The sequence below is a fragment of the Atlantibacter sp. genome (genome assembly GCF_032062175.1).
GTDB lineage: Bacteria > Pseudomonadota > Gammaproteobacteria > Enterobacterales > Enterobacteriaceae > Atlantibacter.
Window position 1 is genome coordinate 1 of record NZ_DAMBQK010000011.1, and the last position, 17,043, is coordinate 17,043.

At 55.5% G+C, this 17,043-nt stretch carries 18 protein-coding genes and 1 pseudogene; 11 read left to right on the top strand and 8 right to left on the bottom strand.

The genetic code is table 11. From position 1 onward, the window contains the following. Positions 1 to 72: 72 nt before the first annotated feature. Both RT120_RS11685 and RT120_RS11690 read right to left on the bottom strand, forming a co-directional pair. Positions 73 to 855: a glucose-6-phosphate isomerase family protein gene (locus RT120_RS11685; protein WP_312982799.1), complete on the bottom strand. Its 783-nt coding sequence runs from the start codon at positions 853 to 855 to the stop codon at positions 73 to 75. Beyond that, the gene (locus tag RT120_RS11690) at positions 848 to 1,408 is read right to left on the bottom strand and encodes a glucose-6-phosphate isomerase family protein (protein WP_312982801.1); all 561 of its coding nucleotides are present in this window, start codon (positions 1,406 to 1,408) and stop codon (positions 848 to 850) included. Before RT120_RS11690 ends, RT120_RS11685 begins: the two co-directional genes overlap by 8 nt. A 331-nt stretch (positions 1,409 to 1,739) precedes the next feature. On the opposite strand from RT120_RS11690, the gene RT120_RS11695 reads away from it, so the two are divergent. From RT120_RS11695 to RT120_RS11705, 3 genes are read left to right on the top strand one after another with little or no spacing between them, the layout of a single operon-like run. Then, complete coding sequence (locus tag RT120_RS11695) at positions 1,740 to 2,609, top strand: SMP-30/gluconolactonase/LRE family protein (protein WP_312982802.1); 870 nt, start codon at positions 1,740 to 1,742, stop codon at positions 2,607 to 2,609. Between the two features lie 14 nt (positions 2,610 to 2,623). Next, positions 2,624 to 4,051, top strand: a complete 1,428-nt coding sequence (locus RT120_RS11700) for a sugar porter family MFS transporter (protein WP_312982804.1) — start codon at positions 2,624 to 2,626, stop codon at positions 4,049 to 4,051. Positions 4,052 to 4,067: 16 nt separating this feature from the next. After that, entirely contained in the window at positions 4,068 to 4,850 is a 783-nt protein-coding gene (locus RT120_RS11705) for an SDR family oxidoreductase (protein WP_312982805.1), read from the top strand. A 63-nt stretch (positions 4,851 to 4,913) separates the two neighbouring features. On the opposite strand, the gene ispH is transcribed toward RT120_RS11705, so the two are convergent. From ispH to RT120_RS11735, 6 genes and pseudogenes are all read right to left on the bottom strand, one after another. Continuing rightward, a complete protein-coding gene (ispH, locus tag RT120_RS11710; protein WP_312982806.1) occupies positions 4,914 to 5,864 on the bottom strand; it encodes a 4-hydroxy-3-methylbut-2-enyl diphosphate reductase in 951 nt (316 codons plus the stop codon). Continuing rightward, positions 5,845 to 6,315 carry an FKBP-type peptidyl-prolyl cis-trans isomerase gene (fkpB, locus tag RT120_RS11715; protein WP_312982807.1) on the bottom strand — a complete coding sequence of 157 codons (471 nt, stop codon included), beginning with the start codon at positions 6,313 to 6,315 and terminating at the stop codon, positions 5,845 to 5,847. Before fkpB ends, ispH begins: the two co-directional genes overlap by 20 nt. Next, positions 6,308 to 6,823, bottom strand: a complete 516-nt coding sequence (gene lspA / locus RT120_RS11720) for a signal peptidase II (RefSeq protein WP_312982808.1) — start codon at positions 6,821 to 6,823, stop codon at positions 6,308 to 6,310. The genes fkpB and lspA overlap by 8 nt, the downstream gene beginning before the upstream one ends. Continuing rightward, on the bottom strand, positions 6,823 to 9,639 hold the full coding sequence (gene ileS, locus RT120_RS11725; protein ID WP_312982809.1) for an isoleucine--tRNA ligase: 2,817 nt from the start codon (positions 9,637 to 9,639) through the stop codon (positions 6,823 to 6,825). Before ileS ends, lspA begins: the two co-directional genes overlap by 1 nt. 54 nt (positions 9,640 to 9,693) lie before the next feature. Then, a complete protein-coding gene (gene ribF, locus RT120_RS11730) occupies positions 9,694 to 10,653 on the bottom strand; it encodes a bifunctional riboflavin kinase/FAD synthetase (RefSeq protein WP_312982810.1) in 960 nt (319 codons plus the stop codon). A 140-nt stretch (positions 10,654 to 10,793) separates the two neighbouring features. Further along, a pseudogene (locus RT120_RS11735) lies at positions 10,794 to 10,877 on the bottom strand (DUF2575 domain-containing protein); the annotation flags it as partial. 102 nt (positions 10,878 to 10,979) lie between these two features. Here RT120_RS11735 and rpsT point away from each other — a divergent pair. From rpsT to RT120_RS11775, 8 genes are all read left to right on the top strand, one after another. Next, positions 10,980 to 11,243: a 30S ribosomal protein S20 gene (rpsT, locus tag RT120_RS11740; protein ID WP_125293123.1), complete on the top strand. Its 264-nt coding sequence runs from the start codon at positions 10,980 to 10,982 to the stop codon at positions 11,241 to 11,243. 250 nt (positions 11,244 to 11,493) lie between these two features. Next, on the top strand, positions 11,494 to 12,615 hold the full coding sequence (locus RT120_RS11745; protein WP_312982811.1) for a M42 family metallopeptidase: 1,122 nt from the start codon (positions 11,494 to 11,496) through the stop codon (positions 12,613 to 12,615). Then, complete coding sequence (gene sgcB / locus RT120_RS11750; protein WP_312982812.1) at positions 12,612 to 12,890, top strand: PTS sugar transporter subunit IIB SgcB; 279 nt, start codon at positions 12,612 to 12,614, stop codon at positions 12,888 to 12,890. Before RT120_RS11745 ends, sgcB begins: the two co-directional genes overlap by 4 nt. 18 nt (positions 12,891 to 12,908) lie before the next feature. Continuing rightward, the gene (gene sgcC, locus RT120_RS11755; protein ID WP_312982813.1) at positions 12,909 to 14,222 is read left to right on the top strand and encodes a PTS sugar transporter subunit IIC SgcC; all 1,314 of its coding nucleotides are present in this window, start codon (positions 12,909 to 12,911) and stop codon (positions 14,220 to 14,222) included. Between the two features lie 11 nt (positions 14,223 to 14,233). Next, positions 14,234 to 15,040 carry a BtpA/SgcQ family protein gene (locus RT120_RS11760; RefSeq protein ID WP_312982814.1) on the top strand — a complete coding sequence of 269 codons (807 nt, stop codon included), beginning with the start codon at positions 14,234 to 14,236 and terminating at the stop codon, positions 15,038 to 15,040. A 109-nt stretch (positions 15,041 to 15,149) separates the two neighbouring features. Continuing rightward, on the top strand, positions 15,150 to 15,599 hold the full coding sequence (locus RT120_RS11765; RefSeq protein ID WP_312982815.1) for a PTS sugar transporter subunit IIA: 450 nt from the start codon (positions 15,150 to 15,152) through the stop codon (positions 15,597 to 15,599). Continuing rightward, entirely contained in the window at positions 15,599 to 16,240 is a 642-nt protein-coding gene (locus tag RT120_RS11770; protein WP_312982902.1) for an epimerase, read from the top strand. The genes RT120_RS11765 and RT120_RS11770 overlap by 1 nt, the downstream gene beginning before the upstream one ends. After that, positions 16,233 to 17,024, top strand: a complete 792-nt coding sequence (locus RT120_RS11775; RefSeq protein ID WP_312982816.1) for a DeoR/GlpR family DNA-binding transcription regulator — start codon at positions 16,233 to 16,235, stop codon at positions 17,022 to 17,024. The genes RT120_RS11770 and RT120_RS11775 overlap by 8 nt, the downstream gene beginning before the upstream one ends. Positions 17,025 to 17,043 lie beyond the last annotated feature (19 nt).

The window sequence follows — 17,043 nt, forward strand, 5'->3', positions numbered from 1 at the left end:
GATTTTTGCACAACTGCCGGATCGGTCAACCGATCCTTAACTGATCGGCATTAGGGCCTGCGCCCCGGTTTTTTATGGATGGAAGTTGTGCCACAGACTGGCGACCCTATCGGGTTTAGAGATGAACTGAAAACGGGCAGGATTGTCGATAAACTGCGGGTAAATGGGCGCATCGGTAATGCCGAATTCGCTGTAGCGGCGCGGCGTAATTACCTGTAAGCGCCCCGGCCTATAGTGGTCATTATGCTGCCAGACGATATGGCTATCCTGCACCAGCGGATACCACGCCAGTCCCTTATGCGCCCGCACGGCGTCGTACTCAAAGCCGTATTCGCGATCGCACCAGGCCCCGAAGGTCAGCGGCTCGTTAACAGAGGCGGAAATCGTCGCGTGTCCCCATCCCGGCGGCACCAGCACTTTTTCGCCCGGCCCGGCAATCACCGCGAAACAGCGCCCCGGATCGTCCTCCACAAATTCCTGCATATAGATGATCGCTTTGCCCTGCCAGATTTCGTACAGCTCCGGCGGAGACCAGCCGCTGTGCTGGCTGATACGGTGAATATGGCCCTGGCTGCGCACCGGTTCATCGCCCAACTGGCCCGCCGCATAGGTCACCACGCCGAACAGCAGCATGCGCTTTTGCAATTCTTCACGATCCTGCAACCGCGCAACGTCCATTGCAATGGCATATACCGCTTCCGGCCCGCTACAGTCCGGGTTGCGCAGCGAGGCGCGGATCTGGTCGAGGGTACGCACTTCCGGCATCGGCCCAATCACGTCTTCGCCGTAGCTAAATCCCAGCGGCTGATGGTGTATGGTCATATTCAGGCCGTACGTCGTGGTTGTATCAGCCATGTTGAACCGCCTTGATCCGCGCCTGCCCTTCTTCTTCCATCACCCGCAACGCAAAGCCGTGCGGCAGCGAGGTATAGTCATGCCCGGCGATACTCGGCCACACGGCCAGCGCGCGCAGGGTTTGCGAGCCGGTGTTGATTAAGCGATGGGCGGTAAACCCAGGGATAACATGGACGGAGCCCGCAAAAACGGGTTCCGTCCACGCTTCGCCCTGTTCGTTTTGCATCAGCAGCATGCCTTCGCCTTCCAGGCCGAAATAAACCTCGCCCTGTTCACGGCGCTGGTGAAAATGCCCGCGGGTCATAAAGTATTCGTGGCCCACTTTGCCGGGGTAAAGATGCGTGACGCCGACATACAGCTCGCCTTCACCGCCAGGAGTATCAAACATGTCGACATCATAAGCGGGTTGACTGGCAGACGGTTGGATCGCGTCGCGATCGGCGAAAACAGCGGTGAGATCCCCCAGACGGGTGGTTTTGCGGATCAGGGGACCGTGACTTAGCGCACCCGTTGCCCAGGCAAGCTGGAAGGGTTGGATCAATAACTCATTCATGTTTATCTCCGGCCCGAGGAGAACAACAGCACAATCCTGGCAGATTAATCGATTAACCTGTAGTCGGCAGCGCGTAACCTGTTAGCCGGATCACAGATTCAGGGCACCAACGTGACCGGCTCCGGGCTTCCATTAACAGCGTTCAAGCCGCTTGCGTGGCGATTTGCGGAGGAATGTTGCAGCTATGTCGATAGACGCATTTTTCCATCACCCGCTTTATTTTCGATCTGATTCACAAAACACGTTGATTTTTTATCCTACCATCTTGTCATACAAGAAATGTTAATTTGTATTACTTGCACTATGGTACGCTCGTTAAGGAAATCAGCCAATGTGTTCACCATTCGTTAATGCGCCTGTCGTCGTGGGTCAGTATCGCGCACTGTTGGGAGAAACCCCGATATGGTGCGTCAGAAGCCAGTCGCTGCTTTGGGTCGATATTTTACAGCAACGCCTGCTGCGCTACTGGCCTATGGAGAATCAACGTCTGGAAGCACGTGAGATGCCGCCCTTTACCAGCGCGGTATTACTGACCCAACGGCCAGAGACGTTTTTAATCGTTAGCCAGTGCGGTATTCGCCTCTACGATTACGCATCAGGGGGTGTCGAACCTTATTGTGATTATCCCGAAACGGCGACGGGCACCCGGCCAAACGAAGCCGCCATCGCCCCGGATGGCGCGCTCTGGTTTAGCACCATGGATCCCGTAGCAGAAAAAGCACTGGGAAGCTGGTATCGGCTTGCCCGTGATGATAACGCGCCGCAGCGCCTGCTCAGCCAGCAATGGGTGCCCAATACGCTGCACTGGTATGGCGATCATATCTGGTTTGCTGATTCATTTCGCAAACGCTTTTACTGCGCCGATAGCCGCACCAACGCTCTGACTTCCGTTGCCGTTCATCCCGTTGAGGGTGTTCCGGATGGCTCCGCGTTAACCACTAACGGGCAGTTGATCAACGCCCGCTGGGGCCAGTCCCGTCTGGTCCGCTATCAGCTCGATGGGCGGCAGCTCATCGAGCTGGATAGCCTGCCATTACCCGTTTTACAGCCGAGTAGCTGTACGTTCGGCGGCCCGACCCTTTCCGATCTGTATATCACTTCCGCGCGCCAGGGATTGTCACAGCCGTCAGAGACGGACGGCGCACTGCTATGTGTACCAACAGCCTTAACGGGCGTCCCCGCCCGTTATTTTCGACTCTAACAGCAGGAACGATCATGAACACTTCTCCCCACCCTTACCCAATAAACAGGCAGACTATCCTCGTCTGCTTCCTGGCCGCCCTTGCCGGACTGCTCTTCGGTCTGGATATGGGCGTTATTGCCGGCGCGTTGCCGTTTATCGCCGACGAATTTAACTTAACCAGTCACCATCAGGAGATCGTTGTCAGCATAATGATGTTTGGTGCCGCGCTGGGCGCATTGTGTAGCGGACCGATGTCTTCCTCTCTTGGACGCCGGAAAAGCCTGTTGCTGGGGGCAGTCCTGTTCGTAATAGGTTCTGTTGGCTGCGCTATTACCACCAGCATGGGGTTGCTTGCGGTTTCCCGTTTTATTCTCGGCCTTGCCGTGGGCGTGGCGTCTTTTACCGCCCCGCTTTATCTGTCGGAAATCGCCCCGGAGCGGATCCGCGGCAGTATGATTTCGCTGTATCAGTTGATGATCACTATCGGCATCCTGGCAGCGTTCCTGTCCGATACCGCCCTGAGTGCAGGCGGGCACTGGCGCTGGATGCTGGGCATTATTACCTTCCCGGCGCTGGTGTTATTCGTCGGCGTGCTCACGCTACCGGAAAGCCCACGCTGGCTGGCGATGCGCAATAAAAACGATCTCGCCGCCCGGGTGCTTAAACTGCTGCGCAACTCGGACAGTGAAGCCATGGATGAGCTTAATCAGATTCGGGAAAGCGTAAAAATGAAACAGCGCGGCTGGCAGCTTTTTCGCCACAACGCGCACTTTCGCCGCTCAACCTACCTCGGCGTGCTGTTGCAGTTTATGCAACAATTTACCGGCATGACGGTCATCATGTATTACGCGCCGAAAATCTTTGAGATCGCCGGTTTTTCCACTACCCGGGAGCAGATGTGGGGTACGGTGATTGCCGGGCTGACCAACGTCCTGGCGACGTTTATTGCGATTGGGCTGGTGGATCGCTGGGGACGCAAACCGATCCTGAAGCTGGGCTTTGGTGTGATGGCGATCTGTATGGGCATTCTGGGATACATGTTTTACAGCGGGATCGCGACGCCTGCCGGGCAGTACATCGCCGTCATCGTTTTGCTGATATTTATTACCGGTTTCGCCATGAGCGCGGGCCCGCTGATTTGGGTACTGTGCTCAGAAATACAACCGCTGGCGGGCCGCGATTTTGGTGTGACCTGCTCTACCATGGCGAACTGGATAGCCAATATGATCATTGGCGCCACCTTCCTGACGCTGATCGACACCATCGGCAGCCCGAACACCTTCTGGCTCTATGGCGTACTGAACGTCATCTGTATCGCGCTGACTTTTCTCTTCGTGCCGGAAACGAAGAATATTTCGCTTGAGCATATTGAACGCAATCTGATGCGCGGCGAGGCGTTACGCCATATCGGGCAGAAGCCGCATCACTCTCTCTCATCCAGCGCCGCCATGGTGAAATAACAAGTTTGAGGTATTTATGTCCAGTTCATTATTACCCCGCGTTGTCATCGTCACTGGTGCAAGCCAGGGCATCGGCTATGCCATTGCCCAAACCTTTCTTGAGCAGGGGGACATCGTTATTGGCTGTGCGCATTCCGACGTAGAAAACGCGCCGCTCGCTGGGGCGCTGCTCGCCCATTACCCGAAACGTTTTTTTTATTACTCAGTCGATGTGACGGAAACCGCGCAGATCGCCCATTTCGTCAGTGAAGCAGAAGCGCGGTTCGGACGCATCGACGTCGTGATATCGAATGCCGGTAAAAATGTCTTCAGGGGTATCGATTGTTCAGAAAGCGACTGGTCGCATAATTTCGATCTGAACCTGCGCTCCCACTGGTTTCTGGCGAAATGCGCGCGCAGCGCATTACAAAAAAGCCGGGGCGTGATTCTGGTCATCACGTCGAATCACGCGTTTTCAACTATGCCCGGCTGCGCGCCCTATAACATCAGCAAACGGGCGCTGCTGTCGCTGGTGCAAAGCCTGACGATAGAATGGGGGCCCGATATTCGCACCGTGGGGATCGCGCCGGGATTTATTGATACCGAGGGCAACCAGGCCTGGTTTGACTCGCACTCTAACCCGCAGGCGGTACGTGAAAAAACCATCAAAAAGCACCCGGTCGGGCGCATTGGCGAACCGCGCGAAGTTGGCGAATTATGCCTGTTTCTGTCCAGCGATAAGGCGGGGTTTATCGCCGGGACCACTATCGTGATGGATGGTGGACGCAGCGCGGTTATGCAGGATGAAGACGACGCCTGACTTCAGCCAAAAAAATGCCAGACAAATTGTCTGGCATTTTTATTGGATGGCCCGGAACAGCGATTACTCGACTTCCCGCACGTCCATACGCAGCTCTTTCGGCACTTCGAAGACAATATTCTCTTCACGGCCCGTCAGTTCACGCGTTTCACCGCCGCCTAACGCCTGCAACCGCTTCAGGACATTCTGCACCAGGATATCGGGAGCAGACGCCCCTGCCGTGACGCCGACGCAGGCCGCGCCTTGTAGCCACGACTCGTCAATATCGCTGGCATCGTCAATCAGAAATGCTTTTTTACCCATCCGCTGGGCCAGTTCTGCCAGACGGTTGGAGTTGGAGGAGTTTTTCGACCCTACCACCAGCACCACATCCGCTTCTGATGCCAGCGCGCGTACGGCTTCCTGGCGGTTAGTGGTGGCGTAGCAAATATCGTCTTTGCGCGGTCCGATGATTTTCGGGAAGCGGCTGCGCAGCGCGTCAATGACATCAGACGTGTCGTCCACGGACAGCGTGGTCTGGGTCATAAAGGAAAGATTACTGTCATCTTTCACGGTAATCTTCAGCACATCTTCCGGGGACTCCACCAGATACATGCCGCCTTTCGGGTTGCTGTACTGGCCCATGGTGCCTTCCACTTCCGGGTGCCCGGCGTGGCCGATAAGAATGGCCTCTTCCCCGCGACGGCTGGCGCGCGCCACTTCCATATGCACTTTGGTCACCAGCGGGCAGGTGGCGTCAAACACCGTTAAATCACGGCTTTTCGCTTCGTTGCGTACCGCCTGGGACACGCCGTGCGCCGAAAAAATCAGGATCGCGCCGTCCGGCACTTCGCTGATTTGCTCGATGAAAATCGCGCCGCGCTCGCGCAGGCTGTCCACCACATAGCGGTTATGCACCACTTCATGGCGCACATAAATCGGCGCGCCGTAAATCGTCAGTGCGTTTTCGACAATGCTGATTGCACGGTCAACGCCAGCGCAAAAACCGCGCGGGTTAGCCAACAGGATCTGCATTCAACGTCTCCAGTACCGGATCAACCTCCAGTACGTCGATATCAAAATGAAGGATCTGCCCGGCAAGTGGATGGTTGAAATCCACCGTGATGGAGTCGCCATTAATTTCGCGGATCACACCAGGCATTTCCGAACCATCCATGGCGGTGAATAACATGATTGCCCCGATTTCCGGCTCTCCGGCGTCGATAAATTCCCGACGCGAGAAGTACTGGATCATGTCCGGGCTGGGAATGCCAAACCCGGATTCCGGCGGCAGCGTGAAGGATTTTTTCTCCCCCGCACGCATTCCCAGCAGTTGTGCTTCGAGGCCAGGGGACAGCGAGCCATCCCCCAGACGGAACAGAGCAGGTTTGCCGTTATTGCGGGTCGATTCCGCCGTGGAACCCTCTTCCAGCTTCAGCGTGAAGTGGACCAGGACGGCGCTGTTGCTCTGTACGCTGTTACTCATGGCTTTTCTTTTCCCGGGCAGTTTTATCGGACGAGACAAAGAAACCTTCCAGCACGATCAGCGCCGCGCCGACGCAGATTGCCGTGTCCGCCAGGTTGAAGGTAGCGAAATGCCAGTCGCCGACGTAGAAGTCGATCATATCGACCACAAAGCCGTGCCACAGGCGGTCAAACAGGTTGCCCAACGCCCCGCCGATGATTAAAGCATAGGCGATATTGTTGAGCTTCTGCGTCGCTTTGGCGCGATACATCATCACCGCCAGCACCACACAGATACCGATAGCGATACCGGCAAAAAACCAGCGCTGCCAGCCGCCTTTATCGGCGAGGAAGCTGAATGCCGCGCCGTAGTTACGCGCATAATGCAGATTGAGCGATGGGAACAGGGACACCGTATCCCCCAGAGCGAAGTTCTGGAGGATCAGGTATTTACTGCCCAAATCGACAATCAGCACGACCACCACCAGCCACAGCCAGCGCAGCCCTGTTGAAAGGATCGGTTTACTCATCAGGCGAACTTACGTTTTTCGCCGTCACCGGCGACGTTGCTGATACAGCGGCCGCACAATTCAGCGTGCTCCGCTACCTGGCCGACATCGGTGGTGTAATGCCAGCAGCGCTGACACTTCTCACCATCGGCTTTACGTAACGCCACTTTAAGGCCTTTGAGCTGCTCGCTCTGCTGAGCCTCGGCGGACGCCTGTGCATACTCTTCAACCTGCGCCTCTGAGGTCAACAGGACAAATCGCAATTCGTCGCCCAGCGCCATGAGTTTCGCCGCCAGTTCCGGTTCCGCGTACAGCGTCACCGCCGCTTCCAGCGAGCCGCCGATGCGCTTGTCGGCACGCGCCTGCTCAATGACTTTGTTGACTTCGCCACGCACTTTCAGCAGCTCGTCCCAATAGGCATCGTTCATGGCTTCGTTACCGGCCAGGCTAAACAAGCCGTCGTACCATTCGCCGGTAAACACGTATTTTTCACGATCGCCCGGCAAGTAACCCCAGATTTCATCGGCAGTAAAGGACATGATCGGCGCCATCCAGCGTACCAGCGCTTCTGCGATGTGATACAGCGCGGTCTGGCAGCTGCGGCGCGCCACGCTGTCCGCTTTCGCGGTGTACTGGCGGTCTTTGATGATATCGAGATAGAACGAACCCATTTCTACGGAGCAGAAGCGCATCAGGCGCTGGACCACTTCGTGGAAGTCGTAGGCTTCGTAAGATTTCACGATATCTTCCTGTGCCGCTTTGGCGCAGCCTACCGCCCAGCGATCCAGCACCACCATGTCTTCCGGCCTGACGCTGTCTTTCACCGGGTCGAAGCCGTTAAGGTTCGCCAGCAGGAAGCGCGCGGTGTTACGGATACGGCGATAGGCGTCGGCGGCGCGCTTGAGGATCTCGTCAGAGACCGCCATTTCGCCGGTGTAATCGGTAGATGCCACCCACAGACGCAGAATATCCGCGCCGAGTTTGTTCATCACGTCCTGCGGCGACACGGTGTTGCCGATGGACTTGGACATTTTGCGGCCCTGACCATCCACGGTGAAGCCGTGGGTCAGTACCTGGCGGTACGGCGCTTTGCCTTTCATGGCGGTGGAGATCATCAGGGAGGACATAAACCAGCCGCGATGCTGGTCAGAACCTTCCAGATACATATCTGCCGCATGGCCGGCGAATTCCGGGCGAACGTCTACCACAGAGGCATGGGTTGAACCGGAGTCGAACCACACGTCCAGGGTATCCGGCACTTTCTCGTAGCTGTCGGCGTCGTCGCCCATGATGTCGCGCGGGTCGAGATCCCACCACGCCTGAATACCGTCCTGCTCAACGCGTTGGGCAACGGCTTCCATCAACTCCTGAGTACGCGGGTGCAGTTCCTGAGTCTCTTTATGCACGAACAGCGACATCGGTACACCCCAGGTGCGCTGACGGGAGATACACCAGTCCGGGCGGTTCGCCACCATCGACTCGATACGCGCCTGGCCCCAGTCCGGGATCCACTGCACACCTTTGATTTCCTGCAAGGACTGCGCGCGCAGGCCTTTCTGATCCATGCTCACGAACCACTGCGGCGTGGCGCGGAAGATGATCGGCGTTTTGTGACGCCAGCAGTGCGGATAGCTGTGCAGCAGTTTTTCAACGTGCAGCAACGCGCCTTTTTCACGCAGCAGGTTGACGATCAGATCGTTGGCTTTAAAGACCTGAACGCCATCCAGCGTCGGGTAAGTGCCCGGCAGATATGCACCGTCCGGGCCTACCGGGTTAGCGGTTTCCAGACCGTATTTCTGACCGATCACATAGTCGTCCGGGCCGTGGCCAGGGGCGGTATGCACCGCACCGGTACCAGCGTCCAGCGTGACGTGCTCGCCGAGGATGGCCGGCACGTCGAAATCCAGGAACGGGTGTTTGAAGCGCAGCAGCTCCAGCGCATCGCCTTTCACGGTGCCCAGCACGGTGAAATCGGTGATACCGGCGCGTTTCATCACGCTGTCTACCAGCTCTTTCGCCAGGATCAGCGCCTGGCCGTCAATCTGCACCAGCGCGTATTCGATATCCGCATGCAGGGAGATAGCGCGGTTAGCCGGCAGGGTCCACGGGGTCGTGGTCCAGATCACCAGCGAAATCGGGCCATTCACATTACTCACGCCGAATTTGGCTTTTACCGCGTCGGCATCAACGGCGTTGAACGTCACGTCGATAGACGGGGAGGTTTTGTCGTAGTACTCGACTTCCGCTTCCGCCAGCGCAGAGCGGCAGTCCACGCACCAGTGCACCGGTTTGGCGCCTTTATGCAGGTGGCCGTTGCCGATGATTTTGCCCAATGCACGGATGATGTTGGCTTCCGTTTTGAAGTCCATCGTCAGGTACGGGTGCGACCAGTCGCCCAGCACGCCCAGACGGATAAAGTCAGCGCGCTGGCCTTCAACCTGCTCGGCCGCGTATTTGCGGCAAGCGGCGCGGAATTCCGCCGCAGACACTTTCTCACCCGGCTTGCCGATCAGCTGTTCGACTTTCAGTTCAATCGGCAGACCGTGGCAATCCCATCCCGGTACATACGGGGAGTCATACCCCGCCAGCCCTTTGGATTTGATAATAATGTCTTTCAGAATCTTGTTAACCGAGTGACCAATATGAATGCTGCCATTCGCATAAGGAGGGCCATCATGCAGAATGAAGGTTTTTTTGCCTTTTTTCGCCGCACGGATGATGCCGTACAGGTCATCATCGGTCCAACGCGCCAGCATTCCCGGTTCGCGTTTGGCGAGGTCGCCACGCATCGGGAACCCTGTTTCCGGCAAATTCAGGGTAGATTTATAGTCACTCATTAGATTCTCGGTTCCGTATTTCGGTTTGATTAACACCAACAGGCCTAAAGCCGGCTAACTGGTCTTGTTTCCCATCGTCTGGCGGGTAACCAGCCCAAAAAATTCGCGGGCCGTTACGACATCCCTGGCGATTTGCGCTTTCAGCTCATCGAGCGAGGCAAATCGCTGCTCATTACGTATTTTTTTACGCAACACCACATCTATATGGCGTCCGTAAAGGTCCATTGCAATGTCTAACAGATGAACCTCAAGCTGCTGGCGCATTCCCTGCACCGTCGGGCGTGTGCCGATATTAGCAACGCCGGGCAAAGGCGTATCGCCCAGCCCCCTGACTTCAACCGCATAAACCCCTTTAACCGGGGAAACCTGACGACGCAGCGGTAAATTCGCCGTCGGGAAGCCGATGGTGCGGCCCAGCTCATCGCCGTGCACCACGCGACCGGAAATCATAAACGGATGACCGAGCAGGCTTTCCGCCTGCGCCAGATCGTCGTCCGCCAGCGCCTGGCGCACCGCTGTGCTGCTGACGCGCACACCGCCGTGGCAAAAAGTTTGGGTGCTGGTCACGTCGAAGCCATATTCCAGGCCAGCCTTTTGTAATAACAAGAAATCCCCCTGACGACCAGCGCCAAAACGGAAATCATCCCCCACCGCCAAAAAGTGTACGCCGAGGCGTTTCACCAGCAGATCGCTGACGAAAGTCTGTGCGGTCAGCGCGGCGAAGCGCCGGTCGAACCTGACGCACAGCACGTAATCCACATTCGATTCCGCCAGATATTTCAGCTTTTCACGCAGGCGGGTGAGCCGTGCGGGGGCGTTGTCCGCGGCGAACAGCTCCAGCGGCTGAGGTTCGAAAATCATCACCATCACGGGCAAATTGCGGCGGCGTCCTTCCTCGCGCAATCCGGCAAGCAATGCCTGATGGCCACGATGTACGCCATCGAAATTACCAATTGTGAGGACACAACCACGGTGTTCGGAGGTCAGATTGTGAATGCCGCGTATCAGCTTCATGACAGGCTCAACAGGGTGAAAATCGTCGGATTATAGCGTGTACCGCTCTCAAGGTTAACCAACGATTGCAGATACCGCCCGGAAACCGGTTGTTTTAGCGCACTTAGCGTCAATCATAAGGAATTGCGGCAAACCTTTACTATTTTTGTCCCCGAAAGGCTGTATTCGCGCAACGCAAGCTGGTAGAATCCTGCGCCATCACTACGTAACAAGTGTCGCTTCATTAACGGCGCTTATTTGCACAAATCCATTGACAAAACGGGGCTAAGAGGGCATATTCCTCGGCCTTTGAATTGTCCATATAGATCATATTTGGGAGTTGGACCTTGGCTAATATCAAGTCAGCTAAGAAGCGCGCCGTTCAGTCTGAAAAGGCTCGCAAACACAACGCTAGCCGTCGTTCTATGATGCGTACTTTCATCAAGAAAGTATACGCAGCTATCGAAACTGGCGACAAAGCAGCAGCACAGAACGCATTCAACGAAATGCAACCGATCGTGGATCGCCAGGCCGCTAAAGGTCTGATCCACAAAAACAAAGCAGCGCGCCATAAGGCTAACCTGACCGCGCAGATCAACAAACTGGCTTAATCGCCCGCTGTTGTCGCTTTGTAAAAAAGACCCGCTTAACGCGGGTTTTTTTATGCCTGTTTCCCGCCTGAATCACGGCCCTCTTTCTGGTATTCGCTCAACTTAGCTGCGCGAAATAGCTTCATATCGATCACATATCTTTTTGATTTAGTCAAATTATCACCACCGAGGTGATATTCATCACACTTATTACGTCATTCGCCGCTTATAAATCGCTCAACAAATGAGTGAATTTTACTGGAGTTGCGCCATGACCTTCGATCTCAAAGAAACGTTATTCACCTTACTGTCGCTCGATGGTATTTCCGGCCACGAAACAGCGCTTGCCGATTATATGCAGCAACAATTCTCAGCGACTGCGCATGAAGTCTGGCGTGACCGGTTAGGGAATGTTGTTGCCCGCTACGGCAGCCAACACCCGGATGCGCTCAGAGTGATGGTTTTCGCGCATATGGATGAAGTCGGTTTTATGGTGCGCAAAATCGAATCTTCCGGCTTTGTGCGTTTTGAACGCGTAGGCGGGCCTGCGCAAATTACCATGCCTGGTTCGCGTGTCACCCTGAATACCGAACAGGGTCCGGTGCCCGGTTGTATTGGAATTAAAGCCTATCACTTCGCTAAAGCGGATGAGCGAACTCAATCTCCCCCTCTCGATAAGCTGTGGATTGATATTGGCGCTCAATCTAAAGCGGATGCCGAGCAAATGGGGGTCCGCGTGGGCACGCCCATCACGCTCTATAACCCCCCGAAAATGCTGGCCAACGATTTGGTATGCAGTAAAGCGCTTGACGATCGGCTTGGCTGCACCGCGCTGCTGGGCGTGGCGCAGGGCATCAGGCAACAGCCCTTGTCCATCGCCCTGTATCTGGTCGCCTCCGTTCAGGAAGAGTTCAATATTCGCGGTATCGTCCCGGTGTTATCCCGCATTAAACCGGACCTGGCGATTGGCATTGATATTACACCGTCCTGCGATACGCCCGATCTGCATGATTACTCCGATGTGGTCGTAAATCAGGGCGTGGGCATTACCTGCCTGAACTATCACGGCCGCGGGACTTTGGCTGGCCTGATTACGCCGCCACGGCTTATCGCCATGCTGGAGCAAACGGCCCGTGAGGCCGCCATTCCGGTCCAGCGCGAGGTGGCACCCGGCGTGATTACCGAAACGGGATATATTCAGGTTGAGCAAAACGGTATCCCCTGCGCCAGCCTTTCACTTCCCTGCCGCTACACGCATTCACCCGCCGAAGTCGCCAGCCTGCGCGACCTGGGGCATTGCATCGATTTACTGACGGCTCTGGCGCAGCAGCGCCCTGAGTCATTTCCCATTGAGCCCATTCCGGGCACCCTTCAGGAGCACCCTCTGTTATGAAAAAGATCCTTGTGGCATGCGGTACTGGCATGTCGACCTCAACCATGATTGCCCAAAAGCTTCAGGACTATCTGGCGCAACAGGGCATTCCCGCTACCACCACGCAATGCTGTCTGAGCGAAATCCCGCTCAATTGCCGGGGCGTCGATCTGATCGTGACGTCCATGAAAACCGCCACCGATTATGGAGTGCCCACGCTGAATGGCGCGGCGCTGTTGACCGGTATCAACGATGACGCGCTGAAGCAGCAAATTAAAGCGCTGCTCAACCACTAGCGATGATAAGGAGGCGTTATGTTTGACTACATTTTGTCTCTTGGCGGGACGGTGTTTGTTCCCATCATTATGATCTTAATCGGTCTTATCTTCCGTATCCCGGTGCTTCAGGCAGTGAAAGCCGGTGTTACGGTGGGCATTGGTTTTGTCGGAATGGGTTTGGTTATCGTCATGGCGATAGATAGCCTGAACCCACCGATAAAAATCATGATCGAACGTTTTGGTCTGAATCTTCATGTGCTTGATGTAGGGGCTGGCCCGGCCTCTGGCGTTGGGTATGCCACGGCAATTGGCGCCATCATTATTCCGGTGATTTTTTTACTCAACATCGGCATGTTGCTGACCCGCCTGACCAAAACCATGAACGTGGATATTTATAATTACTGGCACTTTGCGATTACCGGCACCGTCACGCAGCTGATGACCGGCAGCATGATTTATGGCGTGCTGGCGGCAATTTGCCATGCCGCGTTGTCGTTGAAAATGGCTGACTGGAGCGCCCGTCGGGTACAGAGCATTGTTGGACTGGAAGGGATTTCCATCCCGCAGGGTTATGGTTCCAGCTCCGTTCCGCTGTTTGTTTTACTGGATACGTTATACGACAAAATTCCGTTCCTGAAAGGGCGAAACATTGATGCCAGCGAACTTCAGAAACGTTACGGCATGGTAGGCGATCCCGTCATTATCGGCGTGGTACTGGGGTTAATTTTCGGGCTCGCGGCGGGTGAAGGCTTTAAAGGCACCGCCACGTTAATGATCACGGTTGCCGCAATCATGGTGCTGTTTCCACGTATGATCCGCCTGATTGTTGAAGGGTTGCTGCCCATTTCGGATGGCGCTCGCCAGTTTTTTCAAAAGCATTTTCATGGTCGGGAAGTCTATATCGGGCTGGATTCAGCCGTGACGCTAGGACATCCCACCACTATTGCGGTAGGCCTGCTGTTAATCCCCATTATGTTGATTTTCGCCAGCATCCTGCCCGGCAATAAAGTTCTGCCGCTTGCGGATCTGCCCGTCGCGCCGTTTTTTATTTGTATGGCAACGGTGATCCATCGCGGTGATTTATTGCGCACCTTGATCAGCGGCGTGATCGTCATGGTGACCGTACTGCTGATCGCAACGCAATTTGCGCCTTACTTCACCGAGATGGCGCTAAAAGGCGGCTTCAGCTTCGCGCAGGACGGTGCGCAAATCAGCGCGCTTTCTGTCGGCAATATGTTTGGCTGGTCAATCGCCGAAATCATGTCATTGGGAGCGATCGGCATAGTGGTTGCTGCCGGTTTGACGGCAACGGTAGTCCTGATTTTACGAAAACGTGAATTGTCGGAATAAGGAGTCAGTAAATGAGTTGGCTTAAAAGCGTTATAGGTACTGAAAAAGCGGTCATTGCCATGTGTCATCTGCGAGCGTTGCCGGGCGACCCGGGATTCGATCACCAAAAGGGGATCAACTGGGTTATCGATCGCGCCCATGACGATCTGATGGCGCTGCAAAACGGCGGCGTCGATGCGGTGATGTTTTCTAATGAGTTTAGCCTGCCCTACCTCACCAAAGTGCGGCCTGAAACCACGGCGGCAATGGCGCGGATCATTGGACAACTGATGTCGGAAGTCCGCGTACCTTACGGTGTGAATGTGCTGTGGGACCCCGTCGCCTCCTTCGATTTAGCCATGGCGACCGGCGCATCATTCATCCGGGAGATCTTCACCGGCGTTTACGCCAGCGATTTTGGCATCTGGGATACCAATGTCGGCGAAACCATTCGCCATCAGCACCGGATCGGCGCAGGCCACGTGAAGACCCTGTTTAATATCGTGCCCGAGGCGGCCGTATATTTGGGGGATCGCGATATCTGTTCCATTGCCAAATCGACCGTGTTTAATAACCATCCCGACGCGTTATGCGTATCCGGGTTGACTGCCGGAGCGAAAACAGACAGCGCCGTATTAAAGCGCGTGAAAGAGACCGTACCGGATACGGTGGTGCTGGCCAATACCGGCGTTTGCCTCGATAACGTGGAAGAACAGTTGACCATCGCCGATGGCTGCGTCACCGCAACCTGGTTCAAAAAAGACGGTATCTTCGCCAACTTTGTCGATCAGGAACGGGTAAGCCGCTTTATGGAAAAAGTGCACCAGATAAGGCAGTAAGAAAGGGATAAGCAAACGCTTATCCCCCGGGGCGCTCCCGCTGTCTTCGCCAAAAGTACCGGCGGGAGCGTTTTAACCATACCCACTCTGGTAAGGGAGTCAATGCGCCATGTTGAATGATGTGAAATGGGTACAAGCCTGCCGGAAAGCCGCCGACTGGAGAGAAGCCGTAGCGATTGCGGTGGACCCGCTGATCGTTTATGGCTCGGCGCAAGCCGCTTATCTGGAGGGCGTGATAACTAATACGCTGGCCTGGGGGCCTTACTATGTTGTAGCACCCGGGATCGCGTTACCCCACGCCCGGCCTGAGCAGGGCGCAATACATAACCAGATTGCCGTGACGACGCTTCAGCAGCCCGTAACCTTTGGTCATGAAGACTGCGATCCGGTCTGGCTGCTGATTGCGTTAAGCGCAACGGACGCCGAACGCCATATCGCCACTATTCAGCGCATCAGCCAATGGCTGGGAGACGATGCGTTTATCGCGGCGCTGCGCCAGGCTAAAGACGATCGCGCCCTGTTTCAGCTTTTAAAGCAATCGTTCATCAGGAGTGAATGATGATTTTGCATCCTTCTCTCGCTTCCGCTGACCCGCTTCACCTGCATCAGGCAATAAGCCAGTTTGAGGATAGCCCCATAGGCTCGTGGCACCTGGATATTGAAGACACCAGCTTTATATCGAATATTACTTTTGGTCTGAAAACCGTCCGGAGTGTCTTTGAAGCCACGCGGCACCCGCTCTCTTTTCATTTGATGGTCGCCAACCCCTGGCCGTGGTTTCGAGCATTATCGCCGTATAAGCCCGCATGGATTTTTGTTCATGCAGAGACGCTGAATAACCCTGCTGAAGCGCTGGCGGCGATCCGCGACACCGGTGCCCGCGCAGGCCTGGCGTTTAACCCCGCCACGCCGCCTGAGCCTTATATTTATCTCAAAGAACACCTCGACGGCTGTCTGGTGATGACCAGCGAGCCGGATGGGCACGGTCAATGTTTTAACCCCGCGTTAATCGACAAAGTTGCCGCCTGCGCGCGCTATTTTCCCGATGCCGAATGTTGGGCTGACGGCGGGATTGCCGAACCCGCCGGGCAGCAACTGAAACAGGCAGGCGCAAAACATCTGGTTCTGGGGCGCGCGTTATTTTCCGCTGATGACCCCGCGGCTATGCTGGAACACTTCAGGAGTGCGTCACATGGATGATCGCTCTCAAACCCGCCCCGATCGCATCCAACAGATGCTGCATTACCTCTGGCAACATCGCCGGCTTTCATCCAGCCAGGCTGTTGAACTGTTTGGCTATGCCCATGCCACGGTGCGACGCGATTTTCATTTTATCGCCAGCCACTATCCGGGGATGGTGCGCCGTCATGGATGGCTGGAATTCGACAGCAGCACTTCAGATAAAGAATACGTTTTTGATTTAAAAAACAGCCTGCAAAGCCAGGCGAAACAGGAAATCGCGATCGCAGCACGAGCCATGATCCACGATGGCGACTGCTTTATATTGGATTCAGGGTCGACCTGTCTCGAACTGGCTAAGCGGTTGGGCAATGTCCAGGTCAAAGCCATCTCTGTGGATATAAAAATCGCCAATCAACTGGGCTGTTTTAATAATGTTGAAAGCTACATTATCGGGGGGATGGTTCGCCCGGGCTATTTCTCAATCGGAGAGAGCCTGGCGCTGGAAATGCTTAATGCGTTTTCGGTAGAGCGCGCCTTTTTATCCTGCGATGCGCTTTCGCTCGAAGCGGGTATCACCAATGCCACCATGTTTGAAGTGGGCGTTAAAAGCCGCATCATTCAGCGCGCCAGAGAGGTGATATTGCTGGCGGATCATGGAAAGTTTGATAAGGTTGAGCCGCACAGGGTGGCCACGCTGTCCTGCATTAAAACGATTATTACCGACAGCGGGTTAGCCAGTGACGTGATGCAGCGCTATCTACAGGCAGGTATTCAGATTATTCGCGCCAAAGGAGAGCGGTGACAGCACCGCTCTCCGGGCC

Coding starts and splice junctions, on each gene's coding strand:
- RT120_RS11685 (WP_312982799.1), bottom strand. CDS start 855: ATGGCTGATACAACCACGACGTACGGCCTGAATATGACCATACACCAT.
- RT120_RS11690 (WP_312982801.1), bottom strand. CDS start 1,408: ATGAATGAGTTATTGATCCAACCCTTCCAGCTTGCCTGGGCAACGGGT.
- RT120_RS11695 (WP_312982802.1), top strand. CDS start 1,740: ATGTGTTCACCATTCGTTAATGCGCCTGTCGTCGTGGGTCAGTATCGC.
- RT120_RS11700 (WP_312982804.1), top strand. CDS start 2,624: ATGAACACTTCTCCCCACCCTTACCCAATAAACAGGCAGACTATCCTC.
- RT120_RS11705 (WP_312982805.1), top strand. CDS start 4,068: ATGTCCAGTTCATTATTACCCCGCGTTGTCATCGTCACTGGTGCAAGC.
- ispH (WP_312982806.1), bottom strand. CDS start 5,864: ATGCAGATCCTGTTGGCTAACCCGCGCGGTTTTTGCGCTGGCGTTGAC.
- fkpB (WP_312982807.1), bottom strand. CDS start 6,315: ATGAGTAACAGCGTACAGAGCAACAGCGCCGTCCTGGTCCACTTCACG.
- lspA (WP_312982808.1), bottom strand. CDS start 6,823: ATGAGTAAACCGATCCTTTCAACAGGGCTGCGCTGGCTGTGGCTGGTG.
- ileS (WP_312982809.1), bottom strand. CDS start 9,639: ATGAGTGACTATAAATCTACCCTGAATTTGCCGGAAACAGGGTTCCCG.
- ribF (WP_312982810.1), bottom strand. CDS start 10,653: ATGAAGCTGATACGCGGCATTCACAATCTGACCTCCGAACACCGTGGT.
- RT120_RS11745 (WP_312982811.1), top strand. CDS start 11,494: ATGACCTTCGATCTCAAAGAAACGTTATTCACCTTACTGTCGCTCGAT.
- sgcB (WP_312982812.1), top strand. CDS start 12,612: ATGAAAAAGATCCTTGTGGCATGCGGTACTGGCATGTCGACCTCAACC.
- sgcC (WP_312982813.1), top strand. CDS start 12,909: ATGTTTGACTACATTTTGTCTCTTGGCGGGACGGTGTTTGTTCCCATC.
- RT120_RS11760 (WP_312982814.1), top strand. CDS start 14,234: ATGAGTTGGCTTAAAAGCGTTATAGGTACTGAAAAAGCGGTCATTGCC.
- RT120_RS11765 (WP_312982815.1), top strand. CDS start 15,150: ATGTTGAATGATGTGAAATGGGTACAAGCCTGCCGGAAAGCCGCCGAC.
- RT120_RS11770 (WP_312982902.1), top strand. CDS start 15,599: ATGATTTTGCATCCTTCTCTCGCTTCCGCTGACCCGCTTCACCTGCAT.
- RT120_RS11775 (WP_312982816.1), top strand. CDS start 16,233: ATGGATGATCGCTCTCAAACCCGCCCCGATCGCATCCAACAGATGCTG.